A 24,985-nucleotide genomic window follows, 5' to 3' on the forward strand; every position below is an offset into this window, starting at 1 on the left:
TAATTAAAAATTGAGGCTGAAATGCCGCAGATTTTTAAAATATAATGAAAGAAAGAGGTTAAATGTGTAATGGCAGAAATCAATTTAAAAAAGTATGGCATTAATGGTACAACAGAAATTGTTCACAATCCTTCTTACGAGATGTTGTTTGAAGAAGAGACAAAACCAGAATTGGAAGGTTTTGAAAAAGGGCAGGAGAGTGAGCTTGGTGCAGTAAATGTAATGACTGGTGTATATACAGGCCGTTCACCGAAAGACAAATTTATTGTCATGGATGAGAATTCAAAAGACACTGTATGGTGGACCTCTGATGAATATAAGAATGACAACCATCCAGCAACACAGGAAGCCTGGGATACTGTAAAGGATATTGCTTTAAAAGAGCTTTCTGATAAAAGGCTGTTTGTTGTAGATGCATTCTGTGGTGCAAACAAGGATACACGTATGGCTATCCGTTTTATTGTTGAAGTTGCATGGCAGGCACATTTTGTTACAAATATGTTTATTCAGCCTACTGCTGAAGAACTGGAGAATTTTGAGCCTGATTTTGTTGTTTATAATGCTTCTAAAGCAAAAGTTGAGAATTACAAGGAGTTGGGATTAAACTCAGAGACCGCTGTTATGTTCAATATTTCAAGCCGCGAGCAGGTAATTGTCAATACCTGGTACGGCGGAGAGATGAAGAAGGGTATGTTCTCCATGATGAATTATTATCTGCCGTTAAAGGGCATTGCTTCTATGCACTGTTCTGCAAACACAGATATGGATGGAGAAAACACAGCAATTTTCTTTGGACTTTCAGGAACAGGCAAGACAACTCTGTCAACAGATCCGAAGCGTCTCCTGATTGGTGATGATGAGCATGGCTGGGATGACAATGGCGTGTTTAACTTCGAAGGCGGATGCTATGCTAAGGTAATCGATCTTGACAAAGAATCTGAGCCGGATATCTATAATGCAATCAAGCGTGACGCCCTTTTGGAGAACGTAACTTTAGACGCAGACGGCAAGATAGATTTCACTGATAAGAGTGTAACAGAAAATACACGTGTTTCTTATCCGATTGACCATATTGAAAAGATTGTCCGCCCAGTATCTGCTGCGCCGGCAGCTAAGAACGTTATTTTCTTGTCTGCAGATGCTTTTGGGGTACTGCCTCCGGTATCTATCCTGACACCAGAGCAGACTCAGTATTATTTCTTATCCGGCTTTACTGCAAAACTTGCCGGGACAGAGAGAGGAATCACAGAGCCTACGCCAACATTCTCTGCCTGCTTCGGACAGGCGTTCTTAGAGCTGCATCCTACTAAATATGCAGAAGAACTTGTGAAAAAGATGAAAGAGAGCGGTGCAAAGGCATATCTTGTAAATACAGGATGGAATGGAACAGGCAAACGTATCTCTATCCGGGACACACGTGGTATTATCGATGCAATTTTAAATGGGGATATTTTGAAGGCTGACACAAAGACCATCCCATATTTTAATTTTGAAGTTCCTACAGAACTTCCAGGCGTGGATACAAATATCATTGACCCACGCAACACATATGCAGATGCCGCAGAGTGGGAGGCTAAAGCTAAAGACCTGGCACAGAGGTTTGTTAAGAACTTTGCAAAATACGAGGGCAATGAGGCTGGAAAGAGCTTGGTTTCTGCAGGGCCTCAGTTATAATTAGATACAGGAAAAGCATTTTATGCTTTAAGGCTGCCGTACAGACGAAACAACAGTGCGGCAGTTTTTTATTATATAGGAAATTCTGTAGGATTTCCTGTTCAACAAAAAAGCACTCCGCGGCGGATTGCACTGTGGCCAAGTGGGATTATGTGGCTTATGAGACCCGCCGCAGGCTGGGAATACCGCCGTGGCAGGATTTTTTCCCTTTGTATAAAAAGAAGTATGGACTATAGTCGCTTTATAAAAAATTGTAAAATATAAAAATAACTGTTGACAATTATCCTTTTGGGTGTATATAATAAACCATAATTTAATAAGCTAAACCGTTGAAGCGGAGATAAAAACATATCGTGCATTCCCAGAGAGCCTGAGGTGGTGAGATTCAGGTAAACGCAGTTTGTTAAATGGACCGCTGAGGGCATGAGGGAAAAGCCGTAAGGCCGAGTATAGCATGACGTATGGGCGTACGTCAGTCGCCGGAGATATGATAGTATCTTGCTAAGTGCACAGGGGCATTGAGTGTTTCTGTGAATCAAGGTGGCACCGCGAATTGAGTATTCAATCCGTCCTTGACATTACATGCAGTATGTAATGTCAAGGACTTTTTTTGTGTTAGGTACAGGTCTAAGTTCAATTTGGGACGTAACAAAATTGAAAAAGGTTACGTCCTAAACAGAAAAGGAGGTTTTATGTTTTATCCGGAGTTTCAGAAAATTGAGGAGCTGGCAGAAGGGGGAGGGTACCATACAATCCCGATTGGTACAGAGATATTATCGGATATGTATACTCCCATAGGGGTGCTGCAAAAGTTAAAGCAGAGGGGTTCTTACTGTTATTTGCTTGAAAGTGCAAAGGATGCGCAGGGATGGGGGCGGTATAGTTTCCTGGGTTTTGATCCTGTAATGGAGGTTTGTTGTAAGGATGGACATTTGATAATCAGGCAGCAGGGGGAAGTGAAGGAATTGAGAACTGAATGCCCGGGAAATATAATCAGGAATATTATTGGCAAGTACCGGGGGCCTGAGATTGAAGGGTTTCCTCCTTTTACCGGAGGACTGGTAGGGTATTTCTCTTATGATTATATAAAATATGTGGAACCATCCCTGGGATTGGAGGCTTTGGATGATGCCTGTTTTATGGATGTGGATTTGATGCTTTTTGAGCAGGTTATTGTGTTTGACAATCTGCAGCAGAAATTGATTTTAATTGACAATCTCCATGTAACGCCTGATTGGAGGCAGGAATATGGAAATGTATGTGCCAGGCTGGAGGATTTAAAGCATATGATTGAATCTGATGAGAAAGGGGAGCATATACCGCTGCACCTGAAAAGTAGTTTTTGTCCAAGATTTACAAAGCAAGAATATTGTGAGATGGTGAAGAAGGCAAAACAGTATATTTATGACGGAGATATTTTTCAGGTGGTACTTTCTAACAGGCTTGAGGCGAAAATAGATGGAAGTATTTTGGATGTATACCGGGTACTCAGAGCAACAAATCCGTCCCCCTATATGTTCTATTTCTCAGGGAGAGAAATTGAAATTGCAGGGGCCTCCCCAGAAACCCTTGTAAAGCTGGAGAAGGGAGTCCTCCACACATTCCCCTTAGCAGGGACTCAGAAGAGAGGCCAAAATCCCGGGGAGGACGAAAGAGTGGAAAAGGAACTCTTAAAAGATGAGAAAGAGCTGGCAGAGCATAATATGTTGGTAGATTTGGGGAGAAATGACTTGGGGAAAATCAGTAAAATTGGAACTGTGGAATTAGAAAAATATCAGACTGTGGAAAGATTCTCCCATGTTATGCATATAGGTTCAACGGTGCGCGGCATCATTAGAGAAGATAAAGATTTTATAGACGCAGTAGATGCGGTACTTCCTGCCGGAACCCTTTCCGGGGCGCCCAAAATACGTGCCTGTGAGATTATTCATGAATTGGAAGGACATAAGAGGGGGATTTATGGAGGGGCCCTGGGATATATTGATTTTACAGGAAACATGGATATCTGTATTGCTATAAGAATGGCTTATGCAAAAGATGGGAAGGTATATGTTTGTTCTGGGGCAGGGATTGTGGCCGACAGTGTGCCTGAGAAAGAATACAGGGAGTGTATCCACAAAGCAGAAGCCGTTGTGAGCGCTGTAAAAAAAGCCGGGGAGGGGATGAAGCCATGATTTTGCTGATAGATAATTATGACAGTTTTACTTATAACCTGTACCAGATGCTGGGGGCATGTGGTGAAAATCTTCAGGTCGTCAGGAATGATGAAAAGACAGTTAGACAGATCCGTAACATGGCGCCAGATTATTTAGTTTTGTCCCCTGGACCAGGAAGGCCGGAAAATGCAGGAGTATGCATAGAAGCTATCCAGTATTTCACAGGAAAGATCCCTGTTCTTGGAGTATGCCTGGGCCATCAGGCCATCTGCCAGGCCTTTGGGGGGAAGATAGTTCACGGAAAGAAGCTTATGCATGGGAAAGCATCTGCCGTGGTTCAATGTACGGAGAGCAGGTTATTTAAAGGAATGAGCGGAGAGTTCTCCGCCGCCAGGTACCATTCCCTTGTGGCCGATATACATGAATTTCCAGAGGAGCTTAGAATAACTGCAAAGAGCCGGGAGGGAGAGATTATGGCGGCAGAACATGCTGCATATCCGGTTTTTGGTATTCAGTTTCATCCGGAATCTATTTTGACTCCTGATGGAGAGAGGATCCTAAAGAACTTTTTGGAATGCGGCAGACAAAGTTAGAAATAAAAGAGTTTTGGTTTTAGGGAAAGGAAGGTAAAAACCATGATAAAAGAAGCAATTCTGAAGTTGTCAGAGAGAAAAGATTTGACATTTGATGAGGCATACAGGGTTATGGATGAGATTATGGAAGGGCGTGTCAGTGACGTCCAGATGAGCGCTTATCTGACAGCTATGAGCCTGAAGGGAGAGACAATAGAAGAAATTACAGCATCAGCTGCAGGGATGCGCGCCCACTGTGTAAAACTGCTCCACAATGTGGATGCACTGGAGATTGTAGGCACAGGCGGCGACGGGGCAAACACTTTTAATATTTCTACCACTGCGGCCCTGGTGGCTGCTGCGGCAGGCGTACCTGTGGCAAAGCATGGGAACCGTGCAGCTTCCAGCAGATGCGGCGCTGCAGATGTGCTGGAAAGCCTGGGGGTCAATATTCATGTGACTCCAGAGCAAAGTACACGGCTGTTGGAACAAATAGGAATTTGTTTTCTGTTTGCGCAAAATTACCATATTGCAATGAAATACGTTGCACCAGTCAGAAAAGAGCTGGGAATCAGGACTATTTTTAATATATTGGGTCCCCTGGCAAATCCGGCAGGGGCGAATATGGAGGTGCTGGGAGTTTATGAGGAAGCGCTCGTAGAGCCTCTGGCCAGGGTACTGGCTAATTTAGGCGTCAAAAATGCCATGGTTGTGTATGGGCAGGACCGGCTGGATGAAATTTCTATGAGTGCGCCCACAACTGTGTGCGAGATTAAAAATGGGGATTTTCATTCTTATGAAATCTGCCCGGAGCAATTTGGTTTCGCCCCATGCAAGAGGGAAGAATTGGAGGGCGGTACCCCTCAGGAAAATGCCGTGATCACCCGGGCCATTTTAAATGGCAGTGAAAAGGGGCCAAAACGTAAGGCGGTTATCCTCAATGCAGGCGCTGCTTTGTATGTAGCCGGAAAAGCAGACACTCTGGGAGAGGGGGTTAAACTTGCACAGGAGGTTATTGACAGTGGAAGGGCCATGGAAAAGCTGGAACAGTTTATTCAATATTCAAATGGAGAAAAAAGAGAATGATCCTGGAAAACATTGTAAAAAAAACAGAGGAAAGAATCGATGCAAAGAAAAAAATACTGCCGGAAGCTGAACTTCGGGAAAAAGCATATAAAATTGCTGAAAGAGAACTAAAGAATACAAATGGACAATTCTGCTTTCCTTTTGAAAAAGCACTGAAAGCAGAGGGCATTGCCTTTATCTGTGAAGTGAAGAAGGCATCCCCTTCAAAAGGAGTGATTGCAGAAGATTTCCTATACCTGAAAATTGCCTGTGAGTATGAAGAGGCCGGGGCCGCTGCAATCTCTGTCTTGACAGAGCCTTTTTATTTCCAGGGACAGGATCATTTCCTGGAGGAAATTGCAGAAAAGGTGAATATTCCTGTATTAAGGAAAGATTTCACTGTAGATGCATATATGCTCTATGAAGCCAAATGTATGAATGCGTCAGCAGTACTTCTCATCTGCGCCATCCTAAGTGACAGCCAGATAGCAGAATACTTGAGAATATCAAGGGAGCTGGGACTTTCCGCCCTGGTAGAGGCACATACAGAGGAGGAGGTAAAAAGAGCGCTTTCATGCGGCGCCTCCGTGATTGGCGTAAATAACCGTGACTTGAAAACTTTTAAAACAGACATCAGAGTCAGTGAACAACTCAGGCAGTTGGTGCCCCATACGTTGACCTATGTGTCAGAAAGTGGAATAACCTTGCCAGAGGATATAGGAAGACTTCAGAGGATTGGCACAGATGCGGTATTGATAGGGGAGACACTGATGAGATGTAGAAATAAAAAGAAGATGATGGAGGAACTGAAAGGGGAGGCATAAAGGGGACAGTCCCTTTTGCAAAAGGGACTGTCCCCTTTGCCATCCATTTTCAGAATATTCAGAATATATGAAGGTTAAAATATGTGGTTTAAGCTGTCTGGCAGATATTGAGGCCGTAAATGCTGTACGCCCGGACTGGATAGGCTTTGTATTTGCTAAAAAGAGCAGGAGGTATATCAGGCCTGAGCAGGCAGCGCTGCTCAAGGAAAGGCTGAATCAAGCTGTAAAGGCGGCAGGTGTATTTGTGGATGAGAGGATGGAAACTATTTTGGATCTCGCAGAGCACAGAATGATAGATATAATCCAGCTCCATGGGAATGAGGACGTGGAATTTATGAATAGGCTCAAATATTACTGTGATATCCCCGTGGTAAAAGCTATCTCCATGACAGAGGAGGATTTTGAGGAGAAGATTTACCGATGGGAGGGCAGCAGCGTGGATTATCTGCTTTTGGACAGTGGGGGCGGGGGCACAGGCCGGCAGTTTGATTACAGCAGGATTACAAAAATTGTAAAACCCTTTTTTCTGGCAGGCGGGCTGACACCTGAGAATGTGGAGGGGGCAGTGCTTAACGTAAGGCCCTTTGGTGTTGATATAAGCAGCGGGGTGGAAACAGAGGGCAGGAAAGACAGAAATAAAATAGAAGCAGTAGTAAGGAGGATAAGAAATGCCGAAGGGAAGATTTGGTGAATTTGGAGGGCAGTATATTTCTGAGACTTTAATGAATGAATTAATAAATCTACAGGAACAGTATGAGTATTATAAAAATGAAGCCGGTTTCCAGAAAGAGCTGAGCAGGCTGTATAATGAGTATGCGGGCAGGCCGTCATTATTGTATTATGCCGAGAAAATGACCCGCCAGCTTGGAGGGGCGAAAATCTATCTCAAACGTGAAGATCTGAACCATACAGGCTCCCATAAAATCAATAATGTACTGGGCCAGGTGCTGTTGGCAAAAAAAATGGGAAAAACAAGGGTCATAGCAGAAACTGGTGCCGGCCAGCACGGGGTAGCCACTGCCACGGCGGCTGCATTGCTGGGGATGGAATGTGAAGTATTTATGGGAAGGGAGGACACCAGGCGCCAGGCGCTGAATGTTTACAGGATGGAGCTGCTGGGGGCAAAGGTACATCCAGTGACAAGTGGGACGCAGACACTTAAAGATGCTGTAAATGAAACAATGCGGGAATGGACAAAGCGGGTGTCGGACACACACTATGTCCTTGGTTCTGTCATGGGGCCCCATCCATTCCCCACCATGGTGAGGGATTTCCAGAGTGTGATCAGCCGGGAGGCCAAAAGGCAGATCCTGGAGGTACAGGGAAAACTCCCTTCAGCAGTGCTGGCCTGCATAGGCGGGGGCAGTAATGCCATGGGAATGTTTTATCATTTTATCCCAGACAGCCAGGTACGCCTTATAGGCTGTGAGGCGGCAGGCAGGGGGATCCATACGAAACAGCATGCGGCCACCATGGCAAAGGGAACCATAGGCGTATTCCACGGCATGAAATCCTATTTCTGCCAGGATGAAAATGGCCAGATCGCACCGGTCTATTCTATTTCTGCGGGACTGGATTATCCGGGGGTAGGGCCGGAGCACGCATTTCTCAGGGACTGCGGGCGTGCAGAGTATGTGCCAGTCACTGATGATGAGGCGGTGGAGGCTTTCGAATATCTGGCAGCCACTGAAGGGATTATCTGTGCCATAGAAAGCGCACATGCAGTTGCCCATGCAAGAAAGATCGCACCCCGCATGGACAGAGACGAGAGCATTATCATCTGCCTGTCAGGGCGTGGGGACAAGGATGCGGCAGCCATTGCAAAATACAAGGGGGTAAATATCGATGAGTAAAATAGAAAAAGCATTTGAGAATGGAAAAGCATTTATTCCATTTCTGACAGCAGGTGACCCCTGCGCCGAAAAGACAGTCCAGTATATATTGGCGCTGGAAACAGCAGGGGCGGATCTTGTTGAAATCGGAATCCCTTTTTCAGATCCTCCTGCAGAAGGGCCCATGATCCAAAAAGCCAATATCCGCGCTCTCCAGTCAGGGATTACAACAGAGGGCGTATTTAAGATTGTTCAGGCAGTGCGCCAAAAAAGCCAGATACCTCTTGTATTCCTGACCTATTTAAATCCTGTATTCCAATATGGATATGAAAAATTTTTTGCAAGATGTGAATCCATGGGGGTGGACGGCATTATAATACCAGACCTGCCCTATGAAGAAAAAGGCGAACTTGCAGAGGAGGCCCGCAGGCACGCTGTGGATATTATATCCATGGTGGCGCCCACATCAAAACAGAGAATCCAGATGATTGCCAGGGAGGCAGAAGGATTCCTCTATATAGTTTCCTCTATGGGGGTAACTGGCATACGGGGCAGTATTGAAACAGATATTGCCTCTATGGTGGCATCTGTCAGGGAAGTGACGGATATTCCCACAGCGGTAGGATTTGGAATCAGCACGCCTGAACAGGCAAAGGCCATGGCAGCAGTCTCAGATGGAGCCATTGTAGGCAGCGCAGTTGTCAGGCTGATACAAGAATATGGGGAGCAGGCAGAGGCTTACCTGGAAGAATATGTAAGATCTATGAAGGAGGCCGTCAATATGGCTGACAGTGCCCATAGCATATAGGCTTCCTGGGAGGATATAAGTATAAGAAAATCCTGGAGTGATCCTGCATTCTCCAGGGGCCGGGGGAATGCAGGGTTCTTCTGGGGAGTGGCCTCCTTAGGAAAGAGATACCTATGCCACACTGCCCATGGACTGGAATGCAGCAGTTAGGGGATATGTGGCCAAAGGCATCTGCCCCAGGCAGAAAATGTGCTTGGTACTTTTTCTTACAGGAAACGTGCCTGCAGGTCAAAGATATGGTCAATGGAATCTTTCGCCTGGGGAACCTCGCCAAAGCCATATTTTGCAAAGATAAAGGGGATACCGGCTTCCTGGCAGGCCAGAAAGTCACCCTGGGTATCGCCTACATATACCACATCCTTAAGCTGGTTGCGCTCCATAAGCATACGGATGGACTGTCCCTTTGAGACAAGGGTTTCCCCGAAACAGAGATGGTCCTTTACAATATCCCCAAGACCTGAGACTTTCAGGAATACCTCAATATAGCCGCACTGGCAGTTGCTGACTATAAAGACAGGCATTTTTCCTGCAAGTGCCCGCAGGGTGTCCTCTGTCCCTTCATAGACTGTTCCCGGTTCTGTCTCCAATAGTTTGTTTTCATGGGCGAAGCACAGCGCGCCCAGCCTGTCCTGCTCCTCCTTTGGCAGGGTAGGAAAAACGGTATTGTAAATCTCATCCATTGTTTTTCCAAAGAGATTTTTAAGGATGCCGCCGTCCAGCCTGATATCTAAATCAGAATTCCCGGCAATTACCTGGTTCCAGGATTTTGCCACAGTGTCTGTAGAATCCCAGAGAGTCCCGTCTACATCAAAAATAATTCCATCCATACATAATCCCGGCTTCCCAACCCTTACGTAACCCGCAAATAAGAATATAGGTTAATGGGTGTGGTCTGCCTGTTTTCCTTTCTTTAATATTTATCATTCATTTGACGGAGTATAGTGCCAATGGCGCGTCCTCCTTTTGGCCCAGGTTATAAGCTTATTTGGCGGCATGGCCATGGATGGCTGCGCCAAGTCTTATATGTACTGGCTGCTTTCTATCATATCACAAATATGGCCTTTTAAAAAGAAAGAATTTAGTGTATACTCTAGGGTGTGTTTGATCGTGCAGCGCATATTTTACAAAGTAGAAAAAGCGGCGGGCACACGCAGAGTGTGAAGCTGGAAGAATTATAGAGAAAGGGAAGCAGGCAAATCATTTTAAACATTTGATTTGCGCCTTTTATAATGCAGGTGCGCCTGCGTTTGAAGGGCCGGAAACAGAAAATGAGTGAAAAAATAGTATTGATAGACGGCCATAGCATTTTAAACAGGGCATTTTATGGGGTTCCGGATTTGACCAATGCAAAAGGACTTCATACAAATGCTGTGTATGGATTCCTGAATATAATGTTTAAGATATTGGATGAGGAGAAACCCCAGTATCTGACAGTTACCTTTGATGTCCACGCCCCTACTTTCAGACATGAAATGTATGCGGAATATAAAGGGACAAGGAAACCAATGGCTGAGGAGCTGAGGCAGCAGGTGCCTGTGATAAAGGAGGTCCTTAAGGCCATGGATATCGAAATCATTGAGCAGGCGGGCCTGGAGGCAGACGACCTGCTTGGGACGATTTCCAGGCTCTGTGAGGAGAAAGGATTGGAAGTGGCAATTATTTCGGGAGACCGGGACACACTGCAGCTGGCAACTGAGCATGTAAAAGTCCGGATCCCAAGGACAAGGCAGGGAAGGACCGAGATTGAGGATTATTATGCCGCAGATGTAAAGGAAACATTGGGGGTGACGCCCCGGGAATTTATTGATGTCAAGGCTCTTATGGGGGATACATCAGACAATATTCCCGGAGTGCCCGGAGTGGGGGAAAAGACAGCCACTAAGATCATTTCTGAATATGGATCTATAGAAAATGCCCATGCCCACGCAGCAGATATCAAGCCTCCCAGGGCCAGCAAAAATCTGGTGGAATATTGGGAGCAGGCATGTATGAGCAAGACACTTGCAACCATCAACCAAAATGCAGATATTACGTTCTGTCTTGAGGATGCTGTATACAAAAACCCGTACACAAAAGAAGCATATAGTTATTTTCAGGAACTCCAGTTCAAAAATATGCTGGGCCGTTTTGATGTGGAAGCATCCTCCAACCAGGTGGAGGACTTTTTTCATGAGGCACAGGGGCGAAAGGCTGCAGATCTGATTTTTGCAGAAGCTCAAAAGGCGGAGGTTGTAGGGGCAGCCATTTCCAGGGAGCCTGGAAACACCCCCCCTCTTTTTGCCCACCCGTCAGGATATGGGAGGGTGGCCATTGCCTTTGGGAATGAGAAGATTTATTCTATCCCCTGCGACATGGAGACAGATATGGAATATCTATTTGGGAAATTGGCGGAAACGGCGGGAAAGGGCAGGACTTTTTCCATGTTTGACATAAAAGGGGATCTGCCCCTTCTGGGGGACATCCCCAAGGAGCACTGTTTTGATGCGGTGATAGCTGCCTATCTATTGAACCCTCTGAAAAGTGATTATCATTATGAGGATGTGGCAGGAGAGTATTTAAACCTGATGGTGGATGACAGGGCAGATGAGGCTAAGAAAGCGTGCTATGAGGCATATACCGCATTTGCCGCCGTGGCGCCTTTGAGCAGCAGGATGCAGGCAGAGGGTATGTACCATCTTTTTACAGATATTGAAATGCCCCTTATATTTACGCTGTATGATATGGAGCAGGCAGGAATCCAGGTGGAAGCGGAGGCCCTGAAGTTCTATGGGGAACAACTGGGCAAGAGGATTGTGGAGCTGGAAAAAGAAATCTACGATATGGCAGGGGAATCCTTCAATATCAATTCCCCTAAACAGCTGGGCGTAATTTTGTTCGACCATATGAAGCTGCCAAACGGAAAGAAAACTAAGACTGGATATTCCACCGCCGCCGACGTGCTGGACAAGCTGGCCCCGGATTATCCGGTGGTGGCTAAAATACTGGAGTACAGGCAGCTTTCTAAATTAAAATCCACCTATGCAGATGGACTGGCAGCCTATATCGGGGATGATGGGAGAATACATGGGAAATTCAACCAGACTGTGACTGCCACTGGGCGTATCAGCAGTACGGAACCCAACCTGCAGAATATTCCGGTCAGGATGGAGCTGGGGCGCCTGATACGTAAAGTCTTTGTTCCCCGGGAAGGGTGTGTCTTTATTGATGCGGATTATTCCCAGATTGAACTGCGTATACTGGCCCACTGCTCTGGGGATGAACAGCTAATACAGGCTTACAGGGAGGCGCAGGATATCCACCGTATGACAGCTTCCCAGGTATTCCACACGCCTTTTGAAGAAGTGACAGACCTGCAGAGAAGGAATGCAAAGGCCGTAAATTTTGGGATCGTATATGGGATTAGTTCTTTTGGCCTGAGCCAGGATCTGAGTATTACACGAAAAGAAGCGGCGCAATATATTGAAAATTATTTTGAGACCTATCCAGGCATCAAAAGGTTTTTGGATGACACCGTATCCCATGCAAAGCAGGAAGGGTATGTAGTTACCTTATTTGGAAGAAGGCGCCCTGTGCCGGAACTGAAATCAAGTAATTTTATGCAGCGGAATTTTGGGGAGAGGGTTGCCATGAATGCGCCTATCCAGGGTTCTGCCGCAGATATCATGAAAATCGCCATGATAGGAGTGAACAAAGAGTTAAAAGAGAGAGGGTTTAAGTCCCGCCTGATTCTGCAGGTGCACGATGAACTTCTCATTGAGGCAGTCCAGGAGGAAGTAAAGGAAGTGAAAGAAATACTGGAGCGTCAGATGGAGAGTGCGGCAGATTTGGATGTGCCCTTAATTGTGGACATGCACACAGGAGAAAACTGGTACGAGGCAAAATAAGAGGAAAAGAAACAGTATGAAGGTGATTGGGATTACAGGAGGCGTGGGGGCAGGCAAAAGTAAGGTCCTGCATTTCCTTGAGGCGGAATATGGGGCAGTTGTCTGCCAGCTGGACCATGTGGCCTTTATGCTCCAGAGAAAGGGGCAGCCTTGTTTTGATGAAATTGTAAAGGAATTCGGAGAAGAAGTAAGAAGGCCGGACGGGGAATTAGACCGGCAGAAGCTGGCAGAGGTTGTCTTTGGGGACCAGCAAAGGCTGGGCCGCTTAAATGCCATTGTACATCCCCTTGTAAAAGAATGGGTACGCAGAGATATCATTGAGAAAGAAAAAGAACATATTCCCCTGTATGTGATTGAGGCTGCCCTTTTGCCAGAGGCCGGCTATGAGGACATCTGCGGGGAAATATGGTATATTTATGCCAGTGAGGATGCCAGGAGAAAGAGACTGAAAAGCTCCCGGGGATATTCAGATGAGAGGATCAGCCGAATGATAGAATCCCAGTCCCCGGATGAGGGTTTCAGGAAGGTATGCCAGGCTGTAATAGACAATAGCGGGCCTTTTGAATATACGAAGAAACAAATAGGAGAGATATTATGAGATTATGCAGCATCGCAAGCGGCAGCAGTGGCAATTGTATCTATGTAGGCAGCGATAACACACATCTGCTTGTAGATACAGGAATCAGTAAAAAAAGGATTGACGCAGGGTTAAAGGAACTGGAAATAAAAGGAGAAGAACTGGATGGAATTTTGATTACCCATGAGCATTCCGACCACATACAGGGCCTGGGAGTATTCAGCAGAAAATATGGGGTGCCTGTATATGCCACCCCTGGGACTATCGAAGGGATTAAAGGATACTCTTCTCTGGGAAAGCTGCCCGAGGGGATTCTGCACCCCATACATATAGATGAAAGCTTTACTCTGGGGGATATTACAGTAGACCCTTTCCGGATTTCCCACGACGCCAATGAACCTTCCGGCTACCGCATGAATTGTGGGGATAAGTCAGTGGCAGTGGCTACAGACCTGGGGATCTATGATGAATATACTGTATCCAGGCTGAAAAATTTAGACGCAGTCCTGCTGGAGGCAAACCATGACATCCATATGCTGGAGGTGGGGTCTTACCCATACCCTTTAAAGAGGAGGGTCATGGGAGATAAAGGACATCTTTCTAATGAATTGTCAGGAAGGCTCCTTTGTGATATACTACATGATAATTTGAAGCATATTGTGCTGGGGCATTTAAGCAAGGAGAATAATTATGCCAGGCTGGCTTATGAGACAGTAAAACTTGAGGTAACTCTGGGCGATACCGGGTTCAAAGGCGAGGATTTACATATGTTTGTGGCTGGGAGAGATACTGTTTCAGAGATTGTTACCGTGTAAAACAGGCAGGAGGAAAAGAAAATGAAAAATGTATCGTTACAGTTCTGGGAAAAGACGCAGTCGGAATTATCGCGCGGGTATGCACCTATCTTGCGGAGAATAAAATCAATATTCTGGATATTTCCCAGACCATTGTCCAGGGGTATTTCAATATGATGATGATTGTGGACGTGACTGCAATAGAGAAAGATTTTAAGCTGGTCTGCGATGAGCTGGAAGCACTGGGAGAAGATATTGGGGTGGATATCCGCTGCCAGAGAGACGAGATTTTTAAGAAAATGCACCGGATTTAGGCAGTGATTGGGACGAAGGCGAGGGCATAGAAATGATTAATATATATGAAGTTTCAGAGACAAATAAAATGATTGAGCAGGAGAATTTAGATGTCCGCACAATCACACTGGGAATCAGTCTATTAGACTGTATAGATTCCGACCTGGATGCGCTGAATCGTAAGATCTATGAAAAAGTGACAAAGACAGCGCAGGATCTTGTCGCTACGGGCCAGGATATTGAGAAGGAATTTGGGATTCCTATTGTCAATAAGAGGATTTCCGTCACTCCAATTGCCCTTGTAGGAGGGGCAGCCTGCAAAACTCCGGATGATTTTGTGTCTATTGCCAGGACCTTAGACCGGGCGGCGAGTGAGGTGGGAGTCAATTTTATCGGCGGCTATTCAGCCTTGGTATCCAAGGCTATGACAAAGAGCGACGAGAACCTGATTCGGTCAATCCCATCTGCCCTGGCGGCCACAGAGCGGATCTGCAGCTCTGTGAATGTGGGTTCCACCAAAACAGGAATCAATATGGATGCAGTGCGCCTTTGCGGGGAGATTGTCAAGGCAACGGCAGAGGCCACACAGGAGAAGGATTCTCTAGGGTGCGCCAAGCTAGTTATATTCTGCAATGCGCCGGACGACAACCCCTTTATGGCCGGCGCTTTTTTGGGCGTGACAGAGGCAGATGCAGTGATTAATGTAGGCGTCAGTGGTCCGGGTGTTGTGAAGAAGGCGCTGGAAAAAGTCAGGGGCCAGGGATTTGAAGAACTGTGCGAAACAATCAAAAAGACGGCTTTTAAAGTGACCCGGGTAGGCCAGCTGGTGGCCGGGCAGGCATCCAAAAGAATGGGCATCCCCTTTGGCATTGTAGACTTATCTTTGGCCCCCACGCCTTCCGTGGGAGACAGTGTGGCGGAAATTCTGGAGGAGATTGGCCTGGAGAGAGTGGGGGCGCCGGGAACCACGGCGGCGCTGGCTATGCTCAATGACCAGGTTAAAAAGGGCGGAGTCATGGCCTCTTCCTATGTAGGAGGGTTAAGCGGGGCGTTTATCCCTGTCAGCGAGGATCAGGGGATGATAGACGCCGTGAATTTAGGGGCCCTTACTTTTGAGAAGCTGGAGGCAATGACTTGTGTCTGCTCAGTGGGACTGGACATGATAGCGATTCCGGGAAAGACATCTGCCAGTACAATTGCCGGCATCATTGCAGATGAAATGGCCATCGGCATGGTGAACCAGAAGACCACAGCCGTCCGCCTGATCCCCGTGATCGGGAAAGATGTGGGGGACACAGCGGAATTTGGAGGCCTTCTTGGATATGCGCCGATTATGCCGGTGAATGAGTTTGGCTGCGAAGAATTTGTGGCGCGTAAGGGCAGGATCCCTGCGCCGATCCATAGCTTTAAAAATTAAAACAGGGGATAATTGTATGAAAAGGATTGCAGTAGTAACAGACAGTAACAGTGGAATTACCCAGGAACAGGGAAAAAAGATGGGGGTTAAAATACTTCCCATGCCATTTTTTATTGACGGTGAGTTGTTTTTTGAGGATATCACGCTGACACAGGAAGAGTTTTATAAAAGGCTTAAAGAGGATTCCGACATTTCCACATCCCAGCCTTCGCCGGGGGATATACTGGATTTATGGGATAAACTTTTGGAAGAATACGATGAGATTGTGCACATCCCTATGTCCAGCGGCTTAAGTAGCAGCTGTGAGACGGCAGTAAATCTGTCACGAGAGTATGACGGCCGTGTGGAGGTTGTGGATAATCAGCGGATTTCTGTCACACAGGTACAGTCTGTGTGGGACGCCCTGGCGCTTAGGGAGAGGGGAAGCTCTGCACGGGAGATTAAAGAGAAGCTGGAGAGAGAGAAACTAGAATCCAGTATTTATATTACAGTGGATACGCTCAAATACCTGAAAAAGGGCGGAAGAATCACGCCTGCCGCCGCTGCCCTTGGGACAGTCCTGAACCTAAAGCCGGTACTGCAGATACAGGGGGAAAAACTGGATGCCTTTGCAAAAGTCCGTGGGTGGAAAGCTGCTAAGCGCACAATGCTTAAGGCCATCGATGCAGACCTGAAGGGAAGGTTTGCCGGCAATGCAGAGGAGATGGTCCTGGGCATGGCCTATACTTGCAGCCGGGAGGAGGCCGAAGGATGGAAGAAGGAGATTCAGGAAAAGTTTCCTCAGTATGAGATTATCGAAGGGCCTCTTTCACTGAGTGTTGCCTGCCATATTGGGCCCGGGGCCATGGCTGTTACTTGCATGAAGAAGATTTCATGAATCAAAGTGCGCGCTCATGAAGAGTTATTCCTGCCGGCAGCGAGCCGGGGGGACATGCCTGTTTTGTCCATTCGGCGGCTGCCCCTAAGGCCAAATACCCCGCAGCTTTTCTGCGGGGTATTTGACTGTCCATCCTTACATGGAATCAGCCGGCATATATAGATGGAACAATTAAGCGGCTGCTGCATCAGGCATGGCCGCCGTCTGATAGTTTACGGGCCAAAATCACAAGACCTTTTCATGTATTGTACAGATGGGCGAAAAAGAGGTTGCTTTTTCTGAACTCACGTCATACAATTAGACAAAAGGGTGTGGTCAGGCTTAGGAGGCGTTGAGAGGATGAAAGAAATTCAGAGAATGTCAATAACAGATGCAGTGGTGGAGAATATTAAAGAGCTCATTGAATCAGGTACTTACGAGGTGGGGGCAAAGCTGCCCACGGAGGCAAAGTTCTGTGAGGAACTGAAAGTGAGCAGGACAAGTGTGCGGGAGGCATTCCGGGTCCTGCAGGCATTAGGGTATGTGGAAAATAGGCTGGGAAAGGGCGCATTTGTGGCAGACTTCCATAAGACGCGCACAGAGCGGGAACCTTGGTATGATGTGAAGGATGTACAGTTTTATGATTTTATGGAAGTCAGGATGGCAATCGAGACATTGTCAGTGAGGCTGGCCGTGGACAGGGCCCAGGAGCAGGAGATCCAGGAATTGAGGGAGATCCATGCCTCCTTTGTGGAGGCCAACGAAAAGCGGGATATGGTAAAGATGATTATGCTGGATGAGCTTTTTCACACAAAAATTATTACTTATACGAAAAATCCACTGCTCATCAATATTAATAAACAGCTTTTAGAACGTTTCCGGGTATATCGGGGGGATTCTTTTACAGACAAGACGGTATATAAAAATGCAGTTGAACCACACAAGAGAATCTTATTCTGCTTTGAGACAAAAAATGCATCTCTGGCAGTGGAGGAGATAAGGAAACATTTGGAAATTACCGAAAATGACATGCGTTTGATTCACAGCGCAAAAAAGAACCAGCCATAAATAGAGTTTGGCAATATAGGATACATATTGCATATTAATACTCCAATCGGTATCCTGCCTTAAGGGGCCCCGTCTTGGGCGTGGGGGTGCAGCCAGCCTCCCGGGCATGTATCAAAGGGCGGGGGTATTTTGCATGGCTTCCTGCCTGACACAGAGCTTCAGACAAATGGAAGCAATGCGCAGCATATATATGGAAAATCTAGTTGAAAAGGCTGTGGGAAAGAAATAAAAATTGAGAAATACTTGACATAGCTGAAATCTGTGTTAATATAAATATATGAGATATGATTGTATGATGTCATTCAAAAAAGAATGTCAGGTGGAGAATGTATGAAAGAGATGAAAGGGATTATCCCTCCGATTATTACACCTTTTAAGGAAGATGGGACAATTGATGAAAAGCTGGCTGCAAGAGAGATTGAATATACCATTGGAGCCGGCGTCCATGGGATCAGCGTGGGAGGCAGTACGGGAGAAGGCCCTACGCTTAGGGATGAAGAGTTACAGGCCCTGATTTCAATTGCCAGAGAATACACAGATTCTTCACAGCCTGTGGTCTGTGGAGTTATGCGTACTTGTACAAGAGATGCAGTGCGCGCGGGACTGGCTGCAAAGGAGGCGGGGGCCGATGCGGTGATGGTGACACCGACTGCTTATAATGTGCTTGTGCCCGATGAGGAGGGGATGTTTGACTTTTACAGCACACTGTCCAGAGAAGTACAGCTGCCGATCATTATTTATAATGTAATCCCGCAGAATACAATCCGTCCAGGCCTTTTTAAAAGGCTGATAGAGGAGACTGAATATGTAAGGGGGATCAAGCAGAGTGTGGGCAGTGTTCCTGCCCTCTATGCTATGAGAATGGCATGCGGGGACAAAGGACTTGTCTATGCAGCTACAGATGATATGCTGTACACATGCTATGATTCAGGGGCCGACGGGGCCATCTCTGCAATCCTGGCGGTGTTCCCCAAGCTGTGCGTAGAGATGTGGGACAGTTTCTGTGCCGGGGACCGCGTACATGCAAAAGAGCTGCAGGATCAGATGTACGACTGCTGGCAGAGCATTGCCGGAAATCAGTTTCCCATACGGCTTAAATACGCACTGCAGGTACTGGGAAGAGATCCTGGTTTGTGCAGAAGTCCCATTGTGCATTTGGAAGAGGCTGAGAAGAGAAGGATTGAAAAGGCATTTGAGAAGATGGGGTAGGAGACATAGTTTGTATATGCCCGGGTAAGAGCAGAATCTTATCCGGGCATTTTTTGTTGCATAGAAATCCGCTGGAATCCCTATGCAACAAAAAATCACTTTGTGTGATGATGCACATTCCCGCGAAGAGGAAGGGTGTACAGCGGACTATTCTTTCTCCTGCCATGGATCTGATGGGGAATGTGCCTTGAGGGATGTTTACTGGAAAATTGTGCAAAATAGCCAAAAATTATAATGTATGTACGAAAGTGTTGACAAAAGTGTATATGGGATTTATAGTGAATATAGACATCATACAATAATATATCATACAAAATATCAAACATATCATACAAACAAACAATATTACATGGAGGACAGAAAATGACATTTACAGAAAAATATGGAAAAATATTGCTTCCCCTTATTACACCGTATAAAGAAAATGAAGAGGTAGATTATAACAAGTATGAAGAGCTGATCGAGTATCTGATACAGAATGACCTTTGTGATTCCTTGATAGTTACTGGGACCACAGGAGAAGCCTCCCTGCTGACCTTTGATGAGAGGGTGGAGCTGATGAAAACAGCAGTCCAGGCATCTGCCGGAAGAAAGCCGATTATTGCCGGAACCGGATGTGCTTCCACAAAGGAGACTATCGCCCTGACAAAAGAAGCAGAATCATTGGGAATCGAGCTGGCCATGGTAGTGTGCCCATATTATAATAAACCGACCCAGGAGGGGTTATATAACCATTATAAGACAGTGGCAGAAAATACAAATATGCAGATCCTCCTCTATAACATCCCTATTTTTGTGGGCGTGAATTTAGAGGCTGACACAGTAAGAAGGCTGGCTGTCATTGATAATATTATAGGCATCAAGGATGAGGCGGGAATCAACCCTACCCAGGTGACAGACTTCTTCCTGGCAACAAAGGACGTGGATCCTGATTTTGTGATTTTTAACGGTGATGATATTATGCTGCTTCCTACAATCGTTCAGGGCGCTATGGGACTAGTAAGCGGCGGAGCACATATTTTCGGCCACGAGATCAGGGAGATCTTTGAAGCCTTTGACAAAGGGGAGAACGAAAAGGCAAAGGAATTATTTGAACCTATTTACCGTTTCTGCAAATCTACAGGCCAAAATGGGAGAATCCTTCCCAACTCCATTATGCGCCCGGCAATTGAGCTTGTTACAGGCATCCGCCTGGGAGCGGCAAGAGGCCCTCTGGCACCCGCCACTGACGCCGAGATGGAAGTTACCAGGGGAATCTTAAAAGAAATCGGTAAACTATAGGAGATGTTTTTAAAAATAGAGGAGGTGTCAGCAGATGAAGGGGAAAAAGCGTTTGCTCAATAACGATTTATTCCTTGGCTACTTATTTTTATTGCCGACATTTATTTGTCTGGGCTGTCTAATTTTATTTCCTGTGCTTCAGACGATAAAACAGAGTTTTTTTGACACAAATTATGTAACAGGGAGCAACAGCTTTATCGGACTTGAAAATTATATCAGCGTGATTCAGGACGAGGCGTTTTTGAAAGCGCTGAAGATCGATGTAATCTGGACAGCAGGAAGTGTCATATTCCAGATGCTTCTGGGACTTTTGACGGCTATGCTAATCAGCAAAGATACAAGGATGAATAAAGTCATCCGCTCCATACTGCTGACCCCTTACGTAATCCCTATTATTTCACTGGTTCTGCTGTTCCAATGGATGTTAAATGATACCTATGGCATACTGACCAGCTTCCTGGTCAATATAGGAGTGCTTGAGCAGGGAGCCTCCCTCCTTGCCAGTCCGGCCACGGCACTGGCCACTGTGATAGCGGTGAATGTACTGAGATCTTTCCCGTTCTGTATGGTGAATTATCTGGGAGGCATCCAGTCCATCTCCCAGGACCAGTTTGAGGCGGCTATGATTGACGGCGCCAATAACTGGCAGAAGTTCCGCTATATTACGTTCCCGTCACTGAAGCCTATTACGTACAGCCTTTTAATTTTGCGCATGATATGGGAATTTAATGCATTTGATATGATTTACCTGATGACATCCGGGGGCCCTGCACAGTCCACCCAGCATCTGCCCATCTTGATTTATACAGAGGCGGTAGGCATGTTCAATTTCGGGAGGGCGTCGGCTATGTCTATACTTATGGGGATCATGCTTGTAGTTATGATTTTGGTTTTCTCCAAAATCAGCAATAGAAAGGGGGATGCATAGCAGATGAAAATGTTAGGGAAAATAGGCAAGGCAATCGGTATTGTGATTTTACTGGCTATTGTTGTGGTCCCCTTTTTGTGGATGGTGATCTCATCCTTCACGCCGGCAGAATCGTTGTTTGTAAAGAACCCTTCTTTTATCCCCAAGGGGTTCTGGACCGGCTGGTATGAGAATGTGTTTGTCAGCAGTAATGTCCCCCAGTACTTTATAAACAGCCTGATTGTATCCTCAGCCGTGATGGTCATTACCGTAGTTGTGTCGGCCCTGGGGGCATACAGCCTGACAAGGTTTAAGTTCAGGGGAAGGAATCTTTTATCCCATGTTATACTGTGCACCTATATTTTTCCTCCCATCCTGCTGATGCTGCCGCTGAATACGATCCTGACAAACCTGGACCTGGTAGATACTTTCCTGGGGATCATACTGGCCCACCTTACGATTACGATTCCTCTTGGGATATGGATGATGCGCTCCTTCTTTGCAGCTATCCCCAGAGAATTGGAGGAGGCAGGCATGATTGACGGATTAAGTAAAATTGGTGTGTTCCGCAAGATTGCGATTCCCATGTCAGGGGTGGCTATATTTTCAATCGGGTTGTTTTCTTTTATCCAGTCATGGAATGAGTATTTATATTCAAGTGTTTTCTTAATCAGCACAAACCGGAAGACACTGCCAATTGGAATCCGGGAATTTATCGCACATTATGATATCCGATGGGGAGAAATTATGGCCACATCCGTACTTATCAGTATCCCGGTAATTGTAATCTTTGTATCTATACAGAAATATTTTATCGCAGGCCTGACGGCGGGAGCAGTGAAAGAATGATGGAGAACAGAAAATTTGATGTAATTGTGGCAGGGGCAGGGCCCGCTGGCTTCTGCGCCGCCATTGCCGCGGCGCGTATGAAGAGCAGGGTTCTGTTGGCAGAAAATTCAGATTCTATATTAGGAAATCTTACTTCAGGCCCTTTGGAGGCTATCATGACATTCCATGATGAAAAGCGCCAGGTAGTAAAGGGTATTGCAGAGGAATTTGTCAGCAGGTGCAGGCGGGAACAGGGAAGTCTGGGGCATATAGAGGATACCACAGGATATGCAAAGACAATCACGCCTTTTTCGCCGGAAATTTGTAAATGTGTTGGGTTTGAGATGCTCTCGGAGGCAGGCGTGGAGATTCTCCTACAGGTATATTTAAAGAACTGTACCGTAGAAGAGGGCCATATTAAAAACTTGGAAATCGGGGATCGAAACGAGAGCAGAATCTATGAGGCAGCTGTCTTTATTGACTGTACCGGCGACGGCGACCTGGCGGCAATGGCCGGGGCCGGGTTTCATATGGGGGACGCCAAGGGGGCCGTGCAGCCTATGACCAGCCTGGTACAGTTAGGAGGGGTGGATACAGCATTGTTGGCAGAAGAGGCTGTGGGCCATCCAGAGGAATTTAGCTTTTTTTCAGAAACAGCCTATGAAAATATGAAGAAACGAACCGCAGAAAATGAAAGCCAGACACTTCACTTGTGGGGATTTGGATCTCTTCTGGAAGAAGGGTATAAGACAGGCGCCCTTTCTTTAAAGAGGCAGGAAATGCATGTTATCACTGGGTACCAGCCAGGGGAAGTCATTCTGAATTTTACCCGGGCAGATGGGAATCCGCTTCATATGGCGGACAGAAGCAGGGCCCAGCTAAAGACAGTAATACAGGGATTTGAGCTGTGGAAATGGCTGAAAAAGCGACACCCGGCATTTAAAGACTCCTATCTGGTGAAAACAGGAAGGATAGGCATACGCGAGGGCCGGCGTGTGGATGGACACCACTGTATTACAAGAGCAGAGCTGGAGGAGGGAGGTGTAAAAGAACATAGTGTGGCTATGGGCGCTTTCCCCATGGATATACACAGTCCGGGAGGGGAGTCTATGGAATATTATACTGTAAACAGGGGGTACCAGATTCCGCTGGAAAGCCTGGCAGCCAGGAATCTTGATAATCTTCTGGCTGCAGGGCGGTGTATCTGCTGTACCCATGAGGCACAGGGGTCCCTGCGCATTACGGCTACGGCTATGGCCACGGGCCATGGGGCGGGGGTATGCGCCGCACTGGCGTCCCGTGATAAGAGGGCATGTATTTCCGTAAACTATGAAGAATTAAAAAAGAACCTGCTTGCCCAGGATGCAGTGGTTGAGTGAGGACAGGGTATAATAAAAATGCAAGTCAGACAGGAGGTCGGATTATTTTGAAAAAGTTATGTTCTTTTGTATTGGTTTTAGCAATGTTATTGACAATGGCGGGATGCTCAAAAGGAAGTGATACATCTAAGGGGGAGGATGCAGGCTCCAAGTCCTCTGAAGAGGTGACAGAACTGACAATGTGGACAATGCACACAACGGAGGCGATGATTGAGACATTGGATGCCCAGGTGGCAGCTTTTGAAGAACAGAATCCAGATATTAAAATTAATGTTGAGACGCTTACTTATGACGTAGTTTACCAGAGGATGATGGCAGGTATGAATTCGGATACAATGCCGAATATTTTCAATGGTATTGAGGGACATATCGCTTTTATGCAGTCCAAAGACGCGCTGGTTGACGTTTCAGATATCATAGAATCTAAAGGCGGCAGGGAAGCCTTTGTTGAGAAATATCTGGATTGGGTGACCAAAGATGACGTTGTATATGCGGTTCCGGACTGGGCGCTCTATCAGGGCGTGTGGTACAGGAAAGACTTGTTCGAGGAAAATGGGATCGAGATTCCAAAGACCTGGGATGAGCTGAAGGCCGCCGCAGCCAAGCTGACACAGGATACAGACGGGGACGGCAAGACAGATATATATGGAATGTGTATACCTATGGATAGAAACATGGTGGCACAGCAGACGTATTCCCAGTTCTTATATAGTAATGGGGTAAATATTTTTAACCCGGAGACAGGAGAATATGAATTTGGGGATAAGAAGGAGCAGGCCGTGGAGGCATTAAATGCTATGCTGGATATATACCATGAATCTTCACCGGAAGGGGCCATCAACTGGACATGGACAGACTTTAGGACAGCGCTTGCAAAAGGGGAAATCGCCATGACAAGCGAGTGGGGCGCGGTTGTTGCCATAGCAGAGGAACAGAACCCGGAAATGCTGGAAAATCTCTCTGTATTTCCTTTCCCAGGCACAGATGCTTCCACATATAACCAAAATGCAAGTTTTGGGGGCGCATATTATATGGCCATTGGAAAATCTACAGATGAGAAAATAGAGGCGTCTAAAAGATTTGTGGAATTCCTTTTTGAGACTGACAATGTGGCAGAGAGGGCCAACAGCAGGCCTATATATGCGCTGCCGGCAATGAATGAGGCTTTTGAAAGCGATACTTACCAGAATGACGAGATGGTGCAGAAGTTCAGTTCAGAAATGGAAGATATTTTTGAGAATATTATTCCCTATGAGGAGAGAAGTGGATTTGAAGCAGGGCTGACTAACTCTGCCGGGCAGATTGAGTCCTCCAACCTGATGGGAGATGCGATTCAGAATGTGGTGCTCAATGGGTGGAGTACGGAGCAGGCAGTAGATTATATGGATGAGAAATTGCAGGAAATTATTACCAACTGCAATGAGATGAAATAGGGAATTGTCAGCACAGGCAAGGCAGTCCCAGACTCCAGGCCCTAGGCCTGCTGGCAGTGAAGAAACAGAAGATAAAGGTACAAAAAATCCCCGTAACCCCAGGTCAGAAACAACCTGGGGTTACGGG

At 46.4% G+C, this 24,985-nt stretch carries 22 protein-coding genes; 21 read left to right on the forward strand and 1 reads right to left on the reverse strand.

The features are described 5' to 3' along the window. The first annotated feature begins 69 nt into the window (after positions 1–69). From pckA to trpA, 8 genes are all read left to right on the forward strand, one after another. Positions 70–1,674 (forward strand): phosphoenolpyruvate carboxykinase (ATP), encoded by a 1,605-nt coding sequence (pckA, locus tag EFA47_RS06945; RefSeq protein ID WP_122642610.1) that lies wholly within the window; start codon positions 70–72, stop codon positions 1,672–1,674. Between the two features lie 692 nt (positions 1,675–2,366). Next, positions 2,367–3,848 (forward strand): anthranilate synthase component I, encoded by a 1,482-nt coding sequence (gene trpE, locus EFA47_RS06950; RefSeq protein WP_122642611.1) that lies wholly within the window; start codon positions 2,367–2,369, stop codon positions 3,846–3,848. Then, on the forward strand, positions 3,845–4,423 hold the full coding sequence (locus EFA47_RS06955) for an anthranilate synthase component II (RefSeq protein WP_122642612.1): 579 nt from the start codon (positions 3,845–3,847) through the stop codon (positions 4,421–4,423). Before trpE ends, EFA47_RS06955 begins: the two co-directional genes overlap by 4 nt. Before the next feature lie 42 nt (positions 4,424–4,465). Beyond that, positions 4,466–5,488 (forward strand): anthranilate phosphoribosyltransferase, encoded by a 1,023-nt coding sequence (gene trpD / locus EFA47_RS06960; protein ID WP_122642613.1) that lies wholly within the window; start codon positions 4,466–4,468, stop codon positions 5,486–5,488. Further along, on the forward strand, positions 5,485–6,291 hold the full coding sequence (gene trpC / locus EFA47_RS06965) for an indole-3-glycerol phosphate synthase TrpC (protein ID WP_122642614.1): 807 nt from the start codon (positions 5,485–5,487) through the stop codon (positions 6,289–6,291). Before trpD ends, trpC begins: the two co-directional genes overlap by 4 nt. A 67-nt stretch (positions 6,292–6,358) precedes the next feature. Further along, complete coding sequence (locus EFA47_RS06970) at positions 6,359–6,982, forward strand: phosphoribosylanthranilate isomerase (protein WP_122642615.1); 624 nt, start codon at positions 6,359–6,361, stop codon at positions 6,980–6,982. Then, the gene (gene trpB, locus EFA47_RS06975; protein ID WP_122642616.1) at positions 6,960–8,144 is read left to right on the forward strand and encodes a tryptophan synthase subunit beta; all 1,185 of its coding nucleotides are present in this window, start codon (positions 6,960–6,962) and stop codon (positions 8,142–8,144) included. The genes EFA47_RS06970 and trpB overlap by 23 nt, the downstream gene beginning before the upstream one ends. After that, positions 8,137–8,931, forward strand: coding sequence for a tryptophan synthase subunit alpha (gene trpA, locus EFA47_RS06980; RefSeq protein WP_122642617.1), 795 nt, complete (start codon positions 8,137–8,139; stop codon positions 8,929–8,931). The genes trpB and trpA overlap by 8 nt, the downstream gene beginning before the upstream one ends. 206 nt (positions 8,932–9,137) lie before the next feature. Here the strand turns inward: trpA and EFA47_RS06985 are convergent, their stop codons facing one another. Next, entirely contained in the window at positions 9,138–9,758 is a 621-nt protein-coding gene (locus EFA47_RS06985; protein ID WP_122642618.1) for an HAD family hydrolase, read from the reverse strand. 441 nt (positions 9,759–10,199) lie between these two features. On the opposite strand from EFA47_RS06985, the gene polA reads away from it, so the two are divergent. The 13 genes from polA (at position 10,200) to EFA47_RS07050 (ending at position 24,858) form a co-directional block, all read left to right on the forward strand. After that, on the forward strand, positions 10,200–12,815 hold the full coding sequence (gene polA / locus EFA47_RS06990) for a DNA polymerase I (protein WP_122644441.1): 2,616 nt from the start codon (positions 10,200–10,202) through the stop codon (positions 12,813–12,815). A gap of 16 nt (positions 12,816–12,831) precedes the next feature. After that, complete coding sequence (gene coaE / locus EFA47_RS06995; protein WP_122642619.1) at positions 12,832–13,413, forward strand: dephospho-CoA kinase; 582 nt, start codon at positions 12,832–12,834, stop codon at positions 13,411–13,413. Then, positions 13,410–14,207 (forward strand): MBL fold metallo-hydrolase, encoded by a 798-nt coding sequence (locus EFA47_RS07000; protein WP_122642620.1) that lies wholly within the window; start codon positions 13,410–13,412, stop codon positions 14,205–14,207. Before coaE ends, EFA47_RS07000 begins: the two co-directional genes overlap by 4 nt. A gap of 32 nt (positions 14,208–14,239) precedes the next feature. Then, positions 14,240–14,500 (forward strand): ACT domain-containing protein, encoded by a 261-nt coding sequence (locus tag EFA47_RS07005; protein ID WP_122642621.1) that lies wholly within the window; start codon positions 14,240–14,242, stop codon positions 14,498–14,500. 32 nt (positions 14,501–14,532) lie between these two features. Beyond that, on the forward strand, positions 14,533–15,897 hold the full coding sequence (locus EFA47_RS07010; RefSeq protein ID WP_122642622.1) for a PFL family protein: 1,365 nt from the start codon (positions 14,533–14,535) through the stop codon (positions 15,895–15,897). A 16-nt stretch (positions 15,898–15,913) separates the two neighbouring features. Beyond that, positions 15,914–16,774 (forward strand): DegV family protein, encoded by an 861-nt coding sequence (locus tag EFA47_RS07015; protein WP_122642623.1) that lies wholly within the window; start codon positions 15,914–15,916, stop codon positions 16,772–16,774. A gap of 339 nt (positions 16,775–17,113) precedes the next feature. After that, the gene (locus EFA47_RS07020) at positions 17,114–17,821 is read left to right on the forward strand and encodes a FadR/GntR family transcriptional regulator (RefSeq protein ID WP_122642624.1); all 708 of its coding nucleotides are present in this window, start codon (positions 17,114–17,116) and stop codon (positions 17,819–17,821) included. Between the two features lie 330 nt (positions 17,822–18,151). Continuing rightward, positions 18,152–19,030: a dihydrodipicolinate synthase family protein gene (locus EFA47_RS07025; protein ID WP_122642625.1), complete on the forward strand. Its 879-nt coding sequence runs from the start codon at positions 18,152–18,154 to the stop codon at positions 19,028–19,030. A 363-nt stretch (positions 19,031–19,393) separates the two neighbouring features. Then, on the forward strand, positions 19,394–20,311 hold the full coding sequence (dapA, locus tag EFA47_RS07030; protein ID WP_122642626.1) for a 4-hydroxy-tetrahydrodipicolinate synthase: 918 nt from the start codon (positions 19,394–19,396) through the stop codon (positions 20,309–20,311). A 34-nt stretch (positions 20,312–20,345) separates the two neighbouring features. Then, on the forward strand, positions 20,346–21,239 hold the full coding sequence (locus EFA47_RS07035; protein ID WP_122642627.1) for a carbohydrate ABC transporter permease: 894 nt from the start codon (positions 20,346–20,348) through the stop codon (positions 21,237–21,239). A 3-nt stretch (positions 21,240–21,242) separates the two neighbouring features. Then, positions 21,243–22,067: a carbohydrate ABC transporter permease gene (locus tag EFA47_RS07040; RefSeq protein WP_122644442.1), complete on the forward strand. Its 825-nt coding sequence runs from the start codon at positions 21,243–21,245 to the stop codon at positions 22,065–22,067. Further along, positions 22,064–23,425, forward strand: a complete 1,362-nt coding sequence (locus EFA47_RS07045; protein WP_164689942.1) for an FAD-dependent oxidoreductase — start codon at positions 22,064–22,066, stop codon at positions 23,423–23,425. The genes EFA47_RS07040 and EFA47_RS07045 overlap by 4 nt, the downstream gene beginning before the upstream one ends. Positions 23,426–23,472: 47 nt before the next feature. Then, positions 23,473–24,858 carry an ABC transporter substrate-binding protein gene (locus tag EFA47_RS07050; protein WP_164689943.1) on the forward strand — a complete coding sequence of 462 codons (1,386 nt, stop codon included), beginning with the start codon at positions 23,473–23,475 and terminating at the stop codon, positions 24,856–24,858. Positions 24,859–24,985: the final 127 nt, after the last annotated feature.

This window comes from Luxibacter massiliensis (genome assembly GCF_900604355.1).
GTDB classification, from domain to species: Bacteria; Bacillota; Clostridia; order Lachnospirales; family Lachnospiraceae; genus Luxibacter; species Luxibacter massiliensis.